The organism is Sphingobacterium sp. UBA1897 (assembly GCF_002337775.1).
Taxonomy (GTDB): domain Bacteria; phylum Bacteroidota; class Bacteroidia; order Sphingobacteriales; family Sphingobacteriaceae; genus Sphingobacterium; species Sphingobacterium siyangense.
In genome coordinates this window covers 332,617-349,828 of record NZ_DDGR01000026.1, presented here as the reverse complement: position 1 = coordinate 349,828, position 17,212 = coordinate 332,617, and the positions used below count along the sequence as shown (strand labels likewise).

General features: G+C 39.2%; 9 protein-coding genes. 8 read left to right on the top strand and 1 reads right to left on the bottom strand.

What is annotated here, in order from left to right; all coding sequences use genetic code 11:
• Nucleotides 1-26: 26 nt before the first annotated feature.
• The 3 genes from B4N43_RS18240 to B4N43_RS18230 all read left to right on the top strand — a co-directional run bounded on the left by B4N43_RS18240 (nucleotide 27) and on the right by B4N43_RS18230 (nucleotide 7,488).
• Nucleotides 27-2,411: an ABC transporter permease gene (locus tag B4N43_RS18240; RefSeq protein ID WP_286735819.1), complete on the top strand. Its 2,385-nt coding sequence runs from the start codon at nucleotides 27-29 to the stop codon at nucleotides 2,409-2,411.
• 247 nt (nucleotides 2,412-2,658) lie between these two features.
• Complete coding sequence (locus B4N43_RS18235; RefSeq protein ID WP_286735818.1) at nucleotides 2,659-5,064, top strand: ABC transporter permease; 2,406 nt, start codon at nucleotides 2,659-2,661, stop codon at nucleotides 5,062-5,064.
• Between the two features lie 27 nt (nucleotides 5,065-5,091).
• Entirely contained in the window at nucleotides 5,092-7,488 is a 2,397-nt protein-coding gene (locus B4N43_RS18230) for an ABC transporter permease (RefSeq protein WP_286735817.1), read from the top strand.
• A gap of 143 nt (nucleotides 7,489-7,631) precedes the next feature.
• On the opposite strand, the gene B4N43_RS18225 is transcribed toward B4N43_RS18230, so the two are convergent.
• On the bottom strand, nucleotides 7,632-8,255 hold the full coding sequence (locus B4N43_RS18225; protein WP_157625898.1) for a hypothetical protein: 624 nt from the start codon (nucleotides 8,253-8,255) through the stop codon (nucleotides 7,632-7,634).
• Nucleotides 8,256-8,451: 196 nt separating this feature from the next.
• Here B4N43_RS18225 and B4N43_RS18220 point away from each other — a divergent pair, with 196 nt between their 5' ends.
• From B4N43_RS18220 to B4N43_RS18200, 5 genes are all read left to right on the top strand, one after another.
• Nucleotides 8,452-8,676, top strand: a complete 225-nt coding sequence (locus B4N43_RS18220; protein WP_070566237.1) for a helix-turn-helix domain-containing protein — start codon at nucleotides 8,452-8,454, stop codon at nucleotides 8,674-8,676.
• Between the two features lie 204 nt (nucleotides 8,677-8,880).
• Entirely contained in the window at nucleotides 8,881-11,322 is a 2,442-nt protein-coding gene (locus tag B4N43_RS18215; RefSeq protein ID WP_286735816.1) for an ABC transporter permease, read from the top strand.
• A 26-nt stretch (nucleotides 11,323-11,348) separates the two neighbouring features.
• Nucleotides 11,349-13,796, top strand: a complete 2,448-nt coding sequence (locus tag B4N43_RS18210; protein ID WP_286735815.1) for an ABC transporter permease — start codon at nucleotides 11,349-11,351, stop codon at nucleotides 13,794-13,796.
• A gap of 252 nt (nucleotides 13,797-14,048) precedes the next feature.
• Nucleotides 14,049-16,442, top strand: a complete 2,394-nt coding sequence (locus B4N43_RS18205) for an ABC transporter permease (protein ID WP_075991149.1) — start codon at nucleotides 14,049-14,051, stop codon at nucleotides 16,440-16,442.
• A gap of 101 nt (nucleotides 16,443-16,543) precedes the next feature.
• Nucleotides 16,544-17,203 carry an ABC transporter ATP-binding protein gene (locus tag B4N43_RS18200; protein ID WP_046672265.1) on the top strand — a complete coding sequence of 220 codons (660 nt, stop codon included), beginning with the start codon at nucleotides 16,544-16,546 and terminating at the stop codon, nucleotides 17,201-17,203.
• The last annotated feature ends 9 nt before the right edge of the window (nucleotides 17,204-17,212 follow it).

The window sequence follows — 17,212 nt, the reverse complement described above, 5'->3', positions numbered from 1 at the left end:
AATTATCGATACAATAACCTCAAACAATGATTCAGCTATATTTTAAATCAGCTTTAAGACAATTATTTAAACATGGCTACTATACGATGCTGACGATTTGCGGGCTAGGGTTAGCCATGGCCTGTAGTTTGTTTATCTACATCTACAATAGTTTCCAATTGAGCTTTGATCAGTTTCACGTCGATAAAGATCGAACCTTTTTAGTCGTACAAGATTTAAAATTGGACAAGATAGAACACAGCAAAGGGGGCGCTTATGCCATGTATGACGCCATATCTCGTGAAATTCCTCAAGTAGAAAAAACAGCATTATATATCGATAATAAAAATCTTACGCTACGTATAGAGGATCAATTATATCAGACAGCAGGCAAAGCGTCATTTACTTCCTCCAGCTATTTCAACATATTAAATTTCCCTTGGATACAAGGCAAACCGGAGGAACTGGATCAACCCAATACGGTAGCCTTGACTAAAAGTATTTCAAAAATTTATTTTAAAGATGAAAACCCTATTGGAAAAATAATTTTAGTAGATGGCAAATTCCCCATAAAAGTCATCGGTATCATCGATGACAGCAAGAAAAATTCCGATTTTCGTTCGGATATCTATATATCGTTAAATTCACTGACAAATTTATGGCAGATTCCCAAAGATGATGGATTCTTTCTCAATTGGGGCTATACTAATTCAAGTAACAACATCATACTAAGACTAAAACATACATCCGATCAGGCTGCTGTGGAGAAAAGTATACAAAAGCTAATCACGAAATATTGGGACAAGGATGTACTTCAATACTTTCATTATAAGCTACTGCCACTACCCCATTTTCATTTTGACGCGGATTATGGCAAAGGGACCCAACGAACCTTATTGAACATCTTAGTTGTTATCGCCGTGGGCATTGGTGTTATGGCATTTATCAACTATAGTAATATCGTATTTGCCCAACAAATGAACCGGAGCGTAGAAATGGGGGTCAGAAAAATACTAGGGAGTTCCAAGCAGCAACTGTATTACCAGTTTCTGATCGAAACCTTGCTGTTGACAGCGTGCTCAGTCTTATTTGCGTTAGTACTATTGGGTCTTTCCATCTCCTGGGCCAATCAATACCTATTTGAAGATGAGCCCGTGCAAATTATCAACCTGTATTCATTTTTGGGTACAATTGGAATACTTTGGGCCGCTACCGCACTAGTCACCTCTGTTTACCCGCTGATCTTTGTAAATAGAATGAAAATCCAGCAAGCCTTAAAAAAGTTGACCATAGGCCCATGGAGCTTAACCAGAAAATCTTTTATTGTCGTACAGAATGTAATCGCCATGATTCTTCTGATTGCCACGTTCGTTATTGTCTTACAGGTAAACCATCTCAAGCAGACCGATATTGGCTTTAATCGTGAACAAGTGGTTCTCTTTCCCATGACGAATAACATGCTGAAATCAAAAGAGAAAATTGTACATTTCCTTCGTGATCGAACGGAAGTGCAATCATTTACTTTCTGCGACAATCCGCCATCACACGAAAAAGTATGGGGTGGAACTTTTCAATTTGATAACAGATCAGAATGGGAAAAATGGCCTGCTAAGTATGCAATCGGCGATTCAACCTATATCAGGACCTTTCATATCAAATTATTGGCCGGACGGAATTTTGATGACAATCCACAAAATCCAGAGTTTTTAGTCAATCGGCAGATGGCTACTACATTGGGATTTAAAAACCCCAATGATATCCTTGGTCGAAATTTGAATGCTGGCGGGCTCAATGAAGAGCACATCGGAAAAATTGTAGGTGTGGTTGCAGATTTTAGCACCAATTCGCTCAACGAGCCTATATCCCCTACCGTAATTGGCTACAATGAAAGCCGATTAAAGAACCTGGCCGTTAAGTTTAAGGGACATAAGCAAGATATATTATTGAAAACGCTAGCGCTACAATGGAAAAACTGGTATCCTGATGAAGTTTTCCAATATAAGTTTTACGATCAGCAAATTGCTAACCTTTATAAAAAAGAAGCGTTGGTTGAAAAACTTATCTGGATTGCGGCTATTGTATCGCTATGTATCAGCTCACTTGGTTTTTTAGGTTTGCTGTCCATCAATATCCTCAAACGCACAAAAGAAATTGGCATACGAAAAGTACTTGGCGCTTCCGTTTCAGGTATTGTCATTTTGCTATCTCAGGACTTTTTCAAGTGGATGGCTATTGCCTTCACCATTGCCACTCCTGTAGCATATTATCTCATGGAGCACTGGTTAACTAATTTCCCATTCCGAATAGAAATTAGCTGGTGGATCTTTTTCCTTGCTTTCTGTACTGGATTAATCTTGACGTTATTGGTCATTGCACTGCAATCCATCAAGGCTGCAATAGCAAATCCGGTCCATAGTTTACGGAACGAATGATTGACTGCTTCGGCATGGAAGAGGATCTCCAGCTACAGGCATCCGCCGAGCTGGAGATTGAATGCTGTACAATATTGAACGGCAAACTGTCCGATATCGAACAGCATTCAGCAGCACATCAGCAATAAAAAAACTAACTATCAACAACATACAGACTTGGCCAAACATTTGTATTTTTAGTTTTCTATGTCGAGGCCCCATTATACAAACAGCTTCATGAACGGAATAAATTCTTATTACAAAGACAATGAACTTTACAAACTTTAAGATTGCTTGGCGAAATATTCGAAAGAAAAAAGTGCAGAACCTGATCAATCTAATTGGATTGACCTGCGGTATTACTTTTCTACTACTTGTAGGCGCCTATGTATGGGATGTACACCAAGTGAATAGCAATATCAAAAATATTGATCGGCAATTTTTGTTGCAAAGCAAGTATAAGAAAGAAGGATTTGGTATTAACTTAACCACGTTAGGGGCGCTCCCCAAAGCCTTATATGAGGAGTATCCTAATCTCGTCTCTAATTATTATCGGATTGATGGATTGACAGGTATCGTAGCAAACGGAGCAACAATCCATGAAGAAGGGATGTCTCTCGGAGATCCTAGTCTATTGACGATGTTCGGATTCCATATTCTAGCGGGTAACGCCAATACTGCCCTGAATAATCCTTTCTCAGTTGTCATCAGTGACAAAGCAGCCATAAAATATTTCGGCCATGCGGATGTACTTGGAAAATCGCTACAAATAAAAAATTTCAAGGGTGAAAAACACGATTTTGAAATTACAGCAATCATCAAATCCGATGTCCAAAATGCCATTATGGATCTCACAAAGAATATGCATGCAGACATATTTTTACCGATCATCAACGAGCAATTCTTTGGCCGATCTATAGACAATTGGAATAATCCATATATTGCCGGCTATATTGAATTGAAGCCAGGTGTCAGCTCGGAACAAGTAGATGCTGCCATAGAGACGCTGGTAGGCAAAAATACAGATAAGGAATTTTCCAGCCAATATAGCCCTAGTTTAAAACCATTGAAAACCTATTATTTGGACGACAACCAGGGGGCTGTTCGCAAAATGATACAGACATTGATCTTGACGGCTATTTTTATCTTGACCATGGCCATTATAAATTTTATTAATTTTAGTATCGCTCAGCATATTACGCGATTAAAGGAAATGGGTGTTCGCAAGATGATGGGATCGTCTCGGGTGCAGCTTATTAGACAACTGATGACCGAATATATCCTGATCGTGGCCATAGCAACATTAATCAGTCTGCCAATCTATATCGTGACAAGCCCAATCTTCGAACATATCTTGATGCGCAAGCTCCCTACGTTAATGGAATTGCCGATTTATTTTTTTGGTCTACTGGGTATAATGACATTATTAATTGGTTTACTGGCGGGTCTATATCCAGCAATCAAGCTTTCCAATATAGCGGTACTTCCGGCAGTCAAAAATCAGTTTTCGACCTTGGGCGGCAAACAGCTGGTACGAAAAATTCTTTTGTTTTTTCAATTTGGGGTAGCCTTGCTGCTGCTGGCCTGCACACTAATTATTTCCAAACAGGTGGACCTATTTCTCCATAGCAATCTAGGTTACAACAAGGACTACTTATTAACCGTTCAAGTACCTAGAGATTGGTCCGAAAATGGTGTTCGCAAAATGGAGACTTTACAACATGAACTCAGCCAGCAACCAGAAGTAAAATCTGTAAGCTTATCTTATGAAACACCTGGATTACTGGGATTCAATATGCAATCTGCATTTGGTACGGTTGAAAACAAAGAAATCCAGGTACAACGGATTACAAGTGATAGTCACTTTTTGGGAACCTATGAGATACCGCTAATTGCGGGAACTTTTCTTCCTAAAAACTATGCTACTCATGCGGATAATAGACCAGTCGTCATCAACAGAAAGGCTATGGATGATTTTGGCTTTAAAAATGCCGAGCAGGCGATTGGTCAGCAAATAGCAATCAATGATCCTAGTTACAAAATGACTATTGTGGGCGTTGCTGAAAATTTTGTAGCCAACACACTTCATCAGGCATCCCCGCCTATTATCTGGATAGATGTACATGAGAGCCTTCAATACCGATACCTCAGTATTCGCTTACAAAAAGGCTCTCTTTCCAATGCAGTACAACAACTGGAAAAAAAGTGGAAAACGTTGCTACCTGATGCACCGTTCGAGTATAAGTTTATGGATGAACGTATCAAAAGTTTATATGAAACTGAGTTGCAGCTGCATCGCGCTTCCCAGATTGCTACGGTTGTTTCGCTACTGATCGTGGCATTGGGACTTACCGGATTAATATCGCTTTCCATCCATCTGCGCAATAAAGAAGTTGGCATTCGTAAAGTACTTGGGGCTTCACTAGCACATTTGATGTTACTCTTTTCAAAAGAGTACTACGGAATCTTCCTATTTGCTGCATTTACGACAGTTCCACTGAGCTATCTATTGATGCAATACTGGCTACAAAATTACATTATCCGAGTAGAAATCAATGCATTTACCTTCTTGTTACCATTGGGCACGTTGATTGGTTTGCTGAGTTTATTGGTTGGTATTATTGTATTTCGATCAACTCGGTTTAATCCAGTTGAAAAATTAAGAGATGAATAATCTAAGAAACCAATCCACATAAACAGTATGATAAAGAATCACCTTAAAACCGCTTGGCGAACATTGATGCACAATCGGATCTATTCGCTATCAAATCTCATCGGCTTAACCATCGCGTTACTGGTATTTATGTTAATTAGTTCACTTGTCATTGATGAGCTTTCCTACGACAGACAATGGGGCAACTCCAATGAGCTTTACCGAATGAGGGTGGTACCCAAAGAAACACAGGAAGGTGTCAAAACCAATATTTCAGGAGCTCCTGAAGGTCTCTCAAAGGTCTTGAAAACTAATTTTCCTGAAATTTTAGGTTATACCACGATCAACAGTAGTTCACAGAAATTAACAATCAACGGGCTGTCAAAACAACTAGCTGAAATCAGTACCTTAGAAATTGACAGTGGTTTTTTCAATCTTTTTGATACAAAAATAATTGCAGGCAATCCAAAACAAATTATTGCAGGTGCAAAAAACATTACATTGACAGCCTCTGCTGTACAAAAATACTTCAGCGGAAAAGATGTACTCGGCAGCACATTCTACAATAAACCGCAAGAAGGGGAACCAGAGGCTTATTATGTCAATGCTATTATTGAGGATATTCCTCACAATTCATCCTTTCAGGCAGAAGCGCTCGTGCTGATGCCTAAGATAATTGAATTTAATCCGGCAGAGGCCGGCTCATTGCAAACACAAATTCTATTGCTCAAAAGCACAACTGATATTAACCACTTTTCTACCAAAATAAACAAATGGTACAAAGGACAAAAACTGAATGACTGGGCGAAAAGTTTTAATCTTTTTATTGAACCCATCAAAGATATACACCTACAAAGTATTACAGGATGGGAGAATCCCATGCAAGATATTTACCTACTGGTGGGAATAGCGACACTTATTCTTATATTGGTCAGTATTAATTACATTAACCTAAGCTTTGCGCATGCCTTAAAACGCACACAACAGATAGGTATCCGTAAGGTATTGGGAGCAAGCCGAAAAAATCTAATCTTACAAATGAGCATAGAAAGTACAATACTCTTTGCCAGCTCTTTTCTGATCGCATTTTTCGGTTATATTCTTGTCAGTCCTGCATTTGAAAACTATTTAGAGCATCCATTGACAATGAGCTACCAGCATTCTTTATTCATGTTTGCTGGACTACTAACCACCTGGATAATTCTAGGCTGGCTGTGCAGTTTACCGACTGCGTTGTCTCTATCGAAAACACAGCCAACGCTTGAACTTCGGAAGCAACTTTCTTTCTTCAGACTTCCCTTAAATATGGCATTTACCAAAATACTGGTTGTCTTCCAATTTGCTATCTCCATCGTCGTAGCGATCTGCATGATGTCAATGCGGGCACAACTGCATTATTTGTATAGCAAAGATCTTGGCTACGAACCCAAAAATCTTTTAGCCATCAACTATACCTCTTGGGAAGGAAAGGATCAGGCTTTCAAACAGGAGCTATTAAAAAATTCATACATCGCATCGGTTAGCCTCACAAGCTGGACTCCCTTTAGCGGGAGTGCAGATTTTAAAATAGTAAAAGACCCTCACGACCCGAACAAAGAACTGCCTATTGTATTTGTTTATGCAGATTATGATTACATCAAAACAATGGGTATAAAACTCATTGACGGACGTCCTTTGAGTGCGGACTATGCACTGGACAGATCATTTACGGATTCGGTACACAATGGGCAACCAGTATTTACAAACATGCTCGTTTCCGAAGGAACAGCCCAACGGCTCCCTTTTAAACTCAATAAAAGTTTAGAGCTCCTAAAAAATACACCAGTGGGTATATTTAAAGAATTTAACGGAGCAAGTTTAAAGTTTCCGATCGGTCCCTTTGCAATTAAGGCAGAAACTGAATGGGAAGGTGGCTGTATGCTCATTCGAGTAGAGGAAGGCAAGAAAAAGGAAGCTTTAGCACTGGTAAACAAGACATGGAACAAATTTTTTCCAAACCGGATAGCGCAGATCAACTGGCAGGAAGATCAAGTACAGAATCAATATAACAAAGAAAAAAAACAATACCAGCAATTAGCACTTTTTACCGGTTCCAGTATGCTGATTGCCATCTTAGGGATCGTAGCTATTGCTATTTATACGCTAGAACGAAGAGTAAAAGAAATTGGTATCCGTAAAGTACTTGGGGCTTCCGTAAATACGATCACATATATGATTTCCAAATCCTTTATCTTACTCCTCCTAATAGCGATTCTAATAGCTTTCCCTATAGCATGGTGGTTTATGCATAAATGGCTAGAAAATTTCTTCTATCATATAGATGTACCGATCGTTCTATTTATTTTCACAGGGTTGTGTATTGGTTTGACAACTTTAGCGATTATCGCCACCCGCATATTCCAGACAGCCCGTATTAACCCTGTCAATAGTTTACGGGATGAATAAGAAAAAATAAGCCGTAGGTTATCTAAGCTAAAAAGTGTATTTATTATTAACCTATTGGGAATGGAAGTTTATAATTGGTGTACCTACGGCTTAGGATCTTTGAAGCAATTTTTAGCTGTTCGTGTTGGACAGCTAAAAATTGCTTATTTCTTTTCTGTCGAATCCGTGGGAGCAGCTAAAATATAACAGAATCCGTATTTAGATACTTTCCGAATAATTTTGCGTTCATCAGACCGATTAAGGAAATTATCTAGCACCTTAATCAGGTTTTTAGGATGTATATACCTTTCTAGTTTAGCACAGCATAAGTTGTGTATTTCATCAGGTCTCTTTTCCACATTAAAATATCCGATATCAATATTCTCATCCAAGAGAGTACTTATCTTTTTTACTTCTTCTATTGTCGAAATTTCATACGGGTCGAGATCATGTCGAATATCGATTAGCTTAAATTCGATTACTTTTTGATCTTGCTCTACATCAACTTTATACAGTTCATAAATAACGCGGTCACCCAATTTAGTTACATGCAATTCATATGTATACTTCTGTGACGACAAATCAATTCCGTAAGGCATCAATTCATTCATACTCTTTATTTCTAGTACAAGCTGCATGACAACCAAATCATGAACAAAAGTTCTTTTCCTTTTGAATGTCTCAACTTTATTTATAAAATCGAATGACTTTCCCATTAAAAAAGAAACTTCTTCGGGTGACAGGTGCCGCGAAATACGTTGTAGCAGCATACGATAATATATTTGCATGTCTAACTCTCCGCATCTCCTCCTATATACTTTTGTTTTTTGAAATTTCGCTGTTTTCATCATTGACATATTTAAATGATATAGATTTTCAATACAAAAGAATAGAAAATATTCTACAAATAAAAACATTTGTATAAATAAAAATAACATTTTGTATATTTATCTATACAAAACAAGAGCATACTAAATCATAACTATGACAAAGCTAGGTGAATTTTTAGAGAAGAAATCCGTTAATAAATCGCGAATTGCGCGCAAAACAGGTTTAAGTAAGGCAAGAATTAATGAGTTAACGATGACCGAAACGGCTAAATTGCGTTTGGATGAAATGTACCTGATCGCATTGGCTATTGATACAGATCCAGCTAAAATGATGTTCGAACTATGTGATCATCTCCAGCTGAAAGAGATTGAAGAGTAAGCAATTCTCTATTTACCGTCAGCGCCTAGAACGTCTGTGCGATACTGAACGCCCAACTGTTCGATATCGTACAGACGAGCTTTTCAAATTTAAAACAACAAACTAGTTATCAACACATTAACAAAGTGGCAATGCAATTGATTTCAGCTTAAAAGTCTGTTTTGATTATAACTACCAGTCATTCAGACCTTAAAAATTTCTGCTATGATAGGAAATAATCTCAAAATAGCTTGGCGGAACATGGCGAAAAACAAGCTATATTCATTCATCAAGATTGGTGGCTTTGCCTTTAGTATTGCGATCTGTATTCTTATTGTTTTATATCTAAAACATGAGACGAGCTATAATAAGTTTTATCCGGCTATGGATAGAATTTACCGCTTGGTTGTTCAGTTACCCATAGAGAATAAAACCGAGCGCTGGGTTTCACTTTCTGCACCGGTAGCGCCAACCCTAAAAGCAGAAATACCCTCCATTGAGCAAACGGGGCGCATCCTACCTAATCCGTTATTCGGTGCGGGCAGCAACCAATTGTCATTAAATAACAGCCCGGATAGCCATTACGATGACGGATTTGTCTATGTCGACCAGTCCATTCTCGACATGTTTCCTATGCCAATGGTTTCGGGCCAGCTGTCCCATGCACTCGATAAGCCCAACACATTGGTTATTACCAGAAGCAAGGCCGAAAAATACTTTAAAAATGATCCAATTGGACAAACGATTTATCTCAACAACAATAAATCGAAGGCCTATACCATCACTGGGGTCATTGAAGATGTGCCCAACAATTCGACCCTTGCCGGTTATAGTTTTTTTATGTCGCTCGCTGGAGAACCTTTTTATCAAGGCGAACAGACTGCTTGGCTCAATAACAATTATACTGTTTATGTCAAATTAAAACCCAACGTAAATGTTGCACTGGCAGAAAAAGAAATTTCAAAGAATTACTTAGAGATACATTATCTCCCTGAATATCTAAAATCAGGACGGAAACTTAATCCGCTTTTCAAGCAGGCAAAAATAACTTTACAGAATGCACTCGACATGCATTTAAAATCTGTGGATATAAGCGACGATAAAGTTAGTACATTGAACAGAGGCGATATTCGCATGGTTTGGACCTTCGCAACAATAGCTTTATTTATTTTGTTCATTGCCTGTATTAACTTCATCAACTTATCGACAGCAAATGCAGCAACGAGAGCAAAAGAAATTGGTATCCGTAAGACTATTGGCTCCTCCAGGAAGCTGCTTGTTGGACAATTTCTTGTTGAAGCAATTTGTTATAGTGTATTGTCACTGATTATTGGGCTCTTTCTAAGCTGGCTACTACTACCCGTATTCAACCATCTAGCCAACAAATCCTTGACCATTCCTTGGATAGCAGCGTACTTCTTTCCTTCTCTTTTGGTGGCCATATTGGTGATCGGTGGTCTTGCCGGAATCTACCCAGCATTGTACCTATCCAAATTTAAACCAATTACCGCACTGAAAAACAATGTCATTGGCGCTAAATCTTCGCTGTTTAGGAATAGTTTGGTTGTCTTTCAATTCGCGACCTCAATTATCCTTATCGTTGGAGCATTGGTAACCAATAAACAGATAAACTACATATTGGACAAAGATCTGGGATTTGACAAGGAACAAATCGTTGTGCTTCGCGGTATTGGAACATTATCGAAACAGCTTCCAAGTTTAAAAAATGAACTAAAGAGCCTCCCCAATGTTGCCTCAGTTTCCATGGGTGATTTTCTTCCAGTCCCCATCGATGGAGCCAAACGAAATGGTAATCCGTTCTGGGTCGATGGCAGAAAAGATCTTGATATGGCTACACAGGGCCAATTTTGGGAAATCGATCAGGATTACCTGAGCACATTCGGTCTTCATTTAAATAAAGGACGAAATTTTGATCCCACCAGAGCCACCGATAGCAGTTCGGCTATTATCAATCAGAAATTGGCCGACGAACTTCACTTAAAGAATCCCATTGGTGCAAAAATCACCAATGGCAATACATGGACCGTCATTGGCGTAGTAGATGATTTTATTTTTGAGTCGCTAAAGGATAAGGGGTATGCAGGACTTTGTATGACATTACAAGGCAATCCTTCCCTCCTCTCTATTAAGGTAAAACCGCAACATCTCAAAGAGACGCTCGCTGATATCAAAGGAGTATGGGACAAATTTGCCCCAAATCAACAAATTAACTACAGCTTCTTGGACGAAGGTTTTGAGGCTCTTTATCAAGACGTGGAACGGACCAAGAATATATTCACTTGTTTCGCTCTTGTTGCCATTTTTGTTGCTGCACTCGGGCTTTTCGGTCTCGCAACTTATGTGACACAGCAACGGACCAAAGAAATTGGCGTACGTAAGGTCCTTGGAGCCAATGCGATTAGATTACTCCGATTATTGTCTGGAGATTTTATAAAATTGGTGTTTGTAGCCTTGGTCATTGCTACACCAGTTGCGTGGTGGGCAATGAACCAATGGCTTACAGATTTTAACTATCGGATCGAAATAAATTGGCTCTACTTCATTCTTGCAGGAATGAGTGCCATTTTAATTGCTTTAGGCACAATCAGCTATCAGACTTGGAAAGCCATTCGCGCCAATCCTGTGGATAGCCTGCGCGATGAATAAATACAAAACCGTAAAAGACTTTTATTATGATAGTAAATAATTTAAAGATCGCTTGGCGAAATATGGTCAACAACAAACTGTACTCGATCATCAAGATCGGCGGATTCGCTTTTAGCATTGCGATTTGCATTCTTATTATGCTGTACATTCGACATGAAACCAGTTATGATAAAATGTATCCCAACATGAACCGTGTTTTCCGTCTTATCGTTTCAGCACCCGATGGTGATAAAGTGAGGCAAACCTTTGCCTTTCCTGCCCCAGCAGCTAAAACCTTGCAAGAGGAAATCCCAAGTGTTGAATTAGCCGGTCGCGTTTTACCCAATACCTTATTTGGTGCCGGAAGCAATCTGTTTACTGTAAATGGCCGTGCGGAGAACTACCTTGATAAAGGTTTTGTATATGTTGATCAGTCCATTTTGGAAATATTTCCGCTTCCGGTCGTACAAGGACAGTTATCACATGCGCTGGACAAACCCAATGCGATAGTCATTACCAAAAGTAGGGCTCAGAAATATTTCAAAGGAAATGCCGTAGGACAAACGATCTATCTGAACAATAATAAAAATGTCTTATACAACATAACGGCTGTGATCGATGATGTCCCGAGCAATTCCAGTCTCTATGGCTATGATTATTTTATTTCCCTTGCAGGCGAACCTTTTTACCCGGGTGAGCAAAACAATTGGGGCGCGACGAATTACATTACCTATGTAAAACTGAAGGAGAATGCAGATATTGCCAATGCACAGCGCAGCATTTCAAAAAACTATATTCAGGACCATTATATTTTGCTCAACAAAAAAAATGGAATGAAAATATCGCCCGAAATGATGCAATCAACCGTATTGCTTCAAAACGCCCTTGATATGCACCTGCACTCGAAGAATATTTCGGAATATGGAATGGCAACACAATATCAAGGCGACATTAAGATGGTCTGGGTATTTGCGGGAATTGCATTTTTTATATTATTGATTGCCTGTATTAACTTCATCAACTTATCAACGGCGAATGCAGCAACGCGAGCCAAAGAAATCGGAATTCGAAAAACCATTGGATCAAATCGACGGACACTGATTTTCCAATTTATGACCGAAGCGATATGTTACAGTCTTATTTCACTCCTTATAGGGTTATTATTAGCCTTCCTGTTATTACCTGTATTTAACAATCTAGCCAACAAAGCGCTGTTTATACCGTGGACAGTGTGGTACTTTGTGCCTTCGCTGATCTTGAGCATGTTGTTCATCGGCATTCTGGCCGGTTTATACCCAGCGCTCTATTTATCAGGTTTTCAACCTATCAACGCATTAAAAAGCAAATCGGTCACCAATCCTAAATCTTCGTTGTTACGCAATGGACTGGTTATTTTCCAGTTTGCAACATCTATTATATTGATGATCAGTGCACTTATTGCGAATCAGCAAATCAGTTTTATGCTCAATAAAGACATTGGCTTCGATAAGGATCAGGTAATCGTACTCCGCGGTATAACGGGTATTGCCTCCCAGGCAAAAGAATTAAAAAATGAATTGAAAGCCATTCCAACAGTAAGTGATGTCTCCATCGGCGACTACTTACCGGTCCAATTGGATGGTGCAAAAAGAAATGGGAATCTTTTTTGGGCCAAAGGAAAAGAAGATCTTGAATTGGGAGAAGGCGGGCAATTCTGGAATATCGACGAAAGCTACCTCACTACATTTGGACTAAAACTTATAGCCGGCCGAAACTTTGATCCACATATCGCATCGGATAGTTCTGGTGCTATTGTTAACAAAAGAATGCTTGCTGATCTAGGCATCAAAGGAAATCCAATTGGCGTACAAATTACCAATGGCATGACCTGGACCATTATCGGCGTCGTCGACGATTTTATCTTTGAATCGATGAAAGATGAGGGCTACTATCCCGTTTGTATGACTCTCGCCAACAGCCCCTCCATGCTTTCCATCAAGACTAAATCTACAGAAATGTCCAAAACATTGGCCGACATTAATACCGTTTGGAACAAGTTTTCACCAAATCAAAAAATCGATTACAATTTTCTCGATGCCGGCTTCGCAGATCTATATCAAGATGTCCAACGGACAAAAAATATCTTCAGTTGCTTTGCTTTTGTAGCCATTTTTGTTGCCGCTCTGGGACTTTTCGGACTGGCAACCTACGTGACCCAGCAACGAACCAAGGAAATCGGTGTCCGCAAGGTTCTCGGCGCAAGTTCCATCCGATTACTCAAATTACTCTCCGGAGATTTTATAAAATTGGTGTTTGTAGCTTTGATCATTGCTACACCTGTTGCGTGGTGGGCAATGAATCAATGGTTGAGAGATTTCAACTATCGAATAGAAATCAATTGGTTCTACTTTATTCTAGCGGGCCTTAGTGCAATCCTGGTTGCATTTGGAACCATTAGTTATCAAACCTGGAAAGTCGTCCGTGCCAATCCAGTCGAAAGTTTAAGGGATGAATAAAGTCAGAAAATCTTAAAATTTGGTGTTTGTTGCCTTGGTAATTGCCTTTCCTGTTGCGTTGTGGGCAATGAACCAAGGGCTTAGGAGATGGATGTTCGATTCTGGACGTAAACTGTTCGAAATCGGACATCCGAAAACAAAAAAAACAACATAAAACACTTATAACAAAACAATTACAACAATGGCAAGGGGATTGTAATTTTAATTGAGTGAATTGGTTCGCATTAGTTTAAACATAATATCCTCCAAAAAATGGCAAAAAATGATTTCAAACTAGCTTGGCGCAAACTTTTAAAAAATAAAGGTTTTACTTTCTTAAATATTGTTGGTCTGACCCTGGGTTTTACGGGTTTTATCCTTTCCTATCAATATATTAATCGCGAAACGAGTTACGATAAATGGAACCCACATTTTAAGGATATCTACCAAATTGGCCTTGAATCGGAAGGTGCATTTACGGACGAAACTTCACCTTCACTGGCTCCATTGCTAAAACAGAGTTTACCTGATATTGTATATGCAGGAAGAAAAATAGTCTATAACTACGGTAGTTACCCCCTTTTTGGTGAAAAAACAGTCCTTATCAAAAACGCGGCATTAATTGATTCTTCTGCTGCGCAAATTTTTCAGGTAAAAAATGCGACTGGACCGCTCTATAAAAACAAAGACCAAAAGGAAGCGACCTTGGTCAAAAGTCCTATTGCCGAACAACTGTTTAAAAAAGAAGATCTAAATTTTGACAGTCCCCATTCGGTTCCAACTCAAAGCCTTGCTCTAGGTATGCAGGAGACGATTTATGGTACGATCAAAAAACAGAGTCTGTCCATCATTGATTACGATCTCCTTTTTATCCGCGAACCGCAGGATCTCTTCGCCGATAATAATCCTTTTTTGTATCAAACTTATATTCAGGTTCGTCCCGGTACGGATATCCCAAAGTTGACTAATCGCATCAATGCGCTTTACCAGAAAGAAATTGCACCAAAAGATAAAATACGTTCTTCTAGTTATGCCAAGGGAAAAATCTATTTGGATCCATTAGCCAATCTTCATCTAAGGCCAAAAACAGGTACTGACACAGCTTATATCATTACGTGGATTATTGGTATTCTCTCCGTTTTGATCCTCTTACTTGCCGCTGCCAATTTTGCCAATTTGATTATGGCACAGGCGGATCAACGCATTAAGGAACTCGCGCTTAAAAAAATATTAGGCAGCTCACGCTGGGCTATCGTCAGACAATTGGTACTGGAAGTATTTATCCTGACTTTCAGTGCTGCAATCTTAAGTTTCGTCACTTTGGCTCTCACAGGAAATATTCTACAAAAATGGTTCAACGATGATCTTAAGGGGTATATTTTGAGCTCGGAGACAATCGCCCAACTTGCTATTGCCGTACTATTGACAACAATTCTATCGGCAATATACCCAGCTATCGTACTCTCTGGCTTCAAATCCGTTAATCTCCTTAAAGGCGGACTAACATCAGTACTCAAAAAAGGAACTTTCCGCAATGCCTTATTAACCTTTCAAATCAGCATGGCGATTTTGTTTATCTCGGGTATGTTAATCATCCGGGGCCAACTTCAGTACATGCAGCAGGCAGATAAAGGGTTTGAGCCAGCGCAGGTTATCAATTTCAAGGGAGTAGGTATGTATTACAATAAAAACAACTACGAACAATTAAAGAGGCGATTAGAAAATGATCCGAGTATTGCATCTACCGCATCGGCGACCAATATTCCGGGAGAAGGTGAGCAGCCTCCCAAAATGGATTTTTCCTATGCCCAAAAAAACATTTCATTTGCACATGTCGGCATTGATCCTGGATACTTCAAGACGTTAAACATCTCCAGTACACAGGGGAATACCAATATTTCATTGGACCAATTGCTTCGCGATTCCTTAGCCCATTATGCTATTATAAACGAATCTGCAGCCAAAAATTTAGGACTTTCAAACCCTATGGGTGCAAAAATTAAGGGCTGTGATGTAGACTTTGAAATTGTCGGTTTAGTCAAAGACAGTAAAGCTTATGGCTTTGAGAATGTAGTTCAACCGACCATCTATTCATTTAAAAATGAATGTGGCACTATGCGTTTTCAGACGACACTTATGGTCAAAACAAAACAAGGCATGGTCGATCAGGCAATTCAAACAGTCAAAGCAGAGTGGGCGAAAAACCCAACCGCAAAAGACCTCCCCCTTGATTATTCCTTTATGGATGAGCAATATGCTTTACAGCACAAAAAACAGCAAGAATTGCAGACGGCTTTTAATAGTTTCACTAGCCTCTCTGTGATCATCGCGGCCTTAGGGCTGTTCAGTATGGCGGCATATCAGGCGGCATTACGAAAAAAGGAAATGAGCATCAGAAAAGTACTGGGAGCATCGGTACAATTGCTCTTTGTTCAATTGAACAAACCATTTTTCAAACTCTTTTTGATCGGTATTGGCATAGCCCTTCCACTAGCCTATATGCTCATGAATAAATGGCTTTCTAATTTCGCCTATCACATTCAGCTTTCCTGGTGGTCGTTTTTGATTCCAATATTTTGCATATTTATCCTCATATTGGTTTCCATCAGTTTCCAATCTCTCAAAGTCGCAAAAACCAATCCAATAGATAGTCTGCGCGATGAATAAAAGATAATATGAGCAGTGATGGCCTTAACCCAGAGTCGAACAATAATTATGGTTACCGGTAAAAATATAAATACGAATATCTAAGATCTCAATACTAAAAAATGATACAATTAAAAAATTTATTCAAGTGGTATAATGTAGGTGGTACACGCTCATTCGTCCTTAAAGATGTAAGTCTCGATATCGCTGAAGGTGATTTTATCTCCATCATGGGACCTTCAGGGTCCGGAAAATCGACTTTATTAAATATTATCGGTATGCTCGACGAGCCTGATGAAGGTGAATATATCTTTATGGGCGAGAATGTGTTGGAAATGAAAGCGAAAAAAAGAACGCAACTATACCAATCCCACATCGGCTATGTATTTCAAGCTTACCATCTCCTGGATGAATTGACTGTATATGAAAATATTGAAACACCTTTGATCTATAAGGACATTTCGAGCAAAGAAAGAAAAGCTATTGTTGCCGATATGCTCGATCGCTTTGGTATTGTTGGTAAGAAGGATCTCTTCCCAGCCCAACTATCCGGTGGCCAACAACAGATTGTAGGTATAGCGCGTGCATTAGCGGGATCGCCCAAGTTATTGTTAGCCGATGAGCCTACGGGTAATTTAAATTCCAAACAAGGCGAAGAAATCATGGATCTATTCAAACAGCTCAACGATGATGGTGTTACGATCATACAAGTAACCCATTCTGAAAAGAATGCCGAATACGGTAAAAGAGTTGTCAATATGCTGGATGGTCAGCTCAAATAATTGTATGCC

Bases quoted from the DNA above. Each gene is read 5' to 3' on its own strand.
- B4N43_RS18240 (WP_286735819.1), top strand. From the start codon at position 27: ATGATTCAGCTATATTTTAAATCAGCTTTAAGACAATTATTTAAACAT.
- B4N43_RS18235 (WP_286735818.1), top strand. From the start codon at position 2,659: ATGAACTTTACAAACTTTAAGATTGCTTGGCGAAATATTCGAAAGAAA.
- B4N43_RS18200 (WP_046672265.1), top strand. From the start codon at position 16,544: ATGATACAATTAAAAAATTTATTCAAGTGGTATAATGTAGGTGGTACA.
- B4N43_RS18210 (WP_286735815.1), top strand. From the start codon at position 11,349: ATGATAGTAAATAATTTAAAGATCGCTTGGCGAAATATGGTCAACAAC.
- B4N43_RS18230 (WP_286735817.1), top strand. From the start codon at position 5,092: ATGATAAAGAATCACCTTAAAACCGCTTGGCGAACATTGATGCACAAT.
- B4N43_RS18205 (WP_075991149.1), top strand. From the start codon at position 14,049: ATGGCAAAAAATGATTTCAAACTAGCTTGGCGCAAACTTTTAAAAAAT.
- B4N43_RS18215 (WP_286735816.1), top strand. From the start codon at position 8,881: ATGATAGGAAATAATCTCAAAATAGCTTGGCGGAACATGGCGAAAAAC.
- B4N43_RS18225 (WP_157625898.1), bottom strand. From the start codon at position 8,255: ATGCAAATATATTATCGTATGCTGCTACAACGTATTTCGCGGCACCTG.
- B4N43_RS18220 (WP_070566237.1), top strand. From the start codon at position 8,452: ATGACAAAGCTAGGTGAATTTTTAGAGAAGAAATCCGTTAATAAATCG.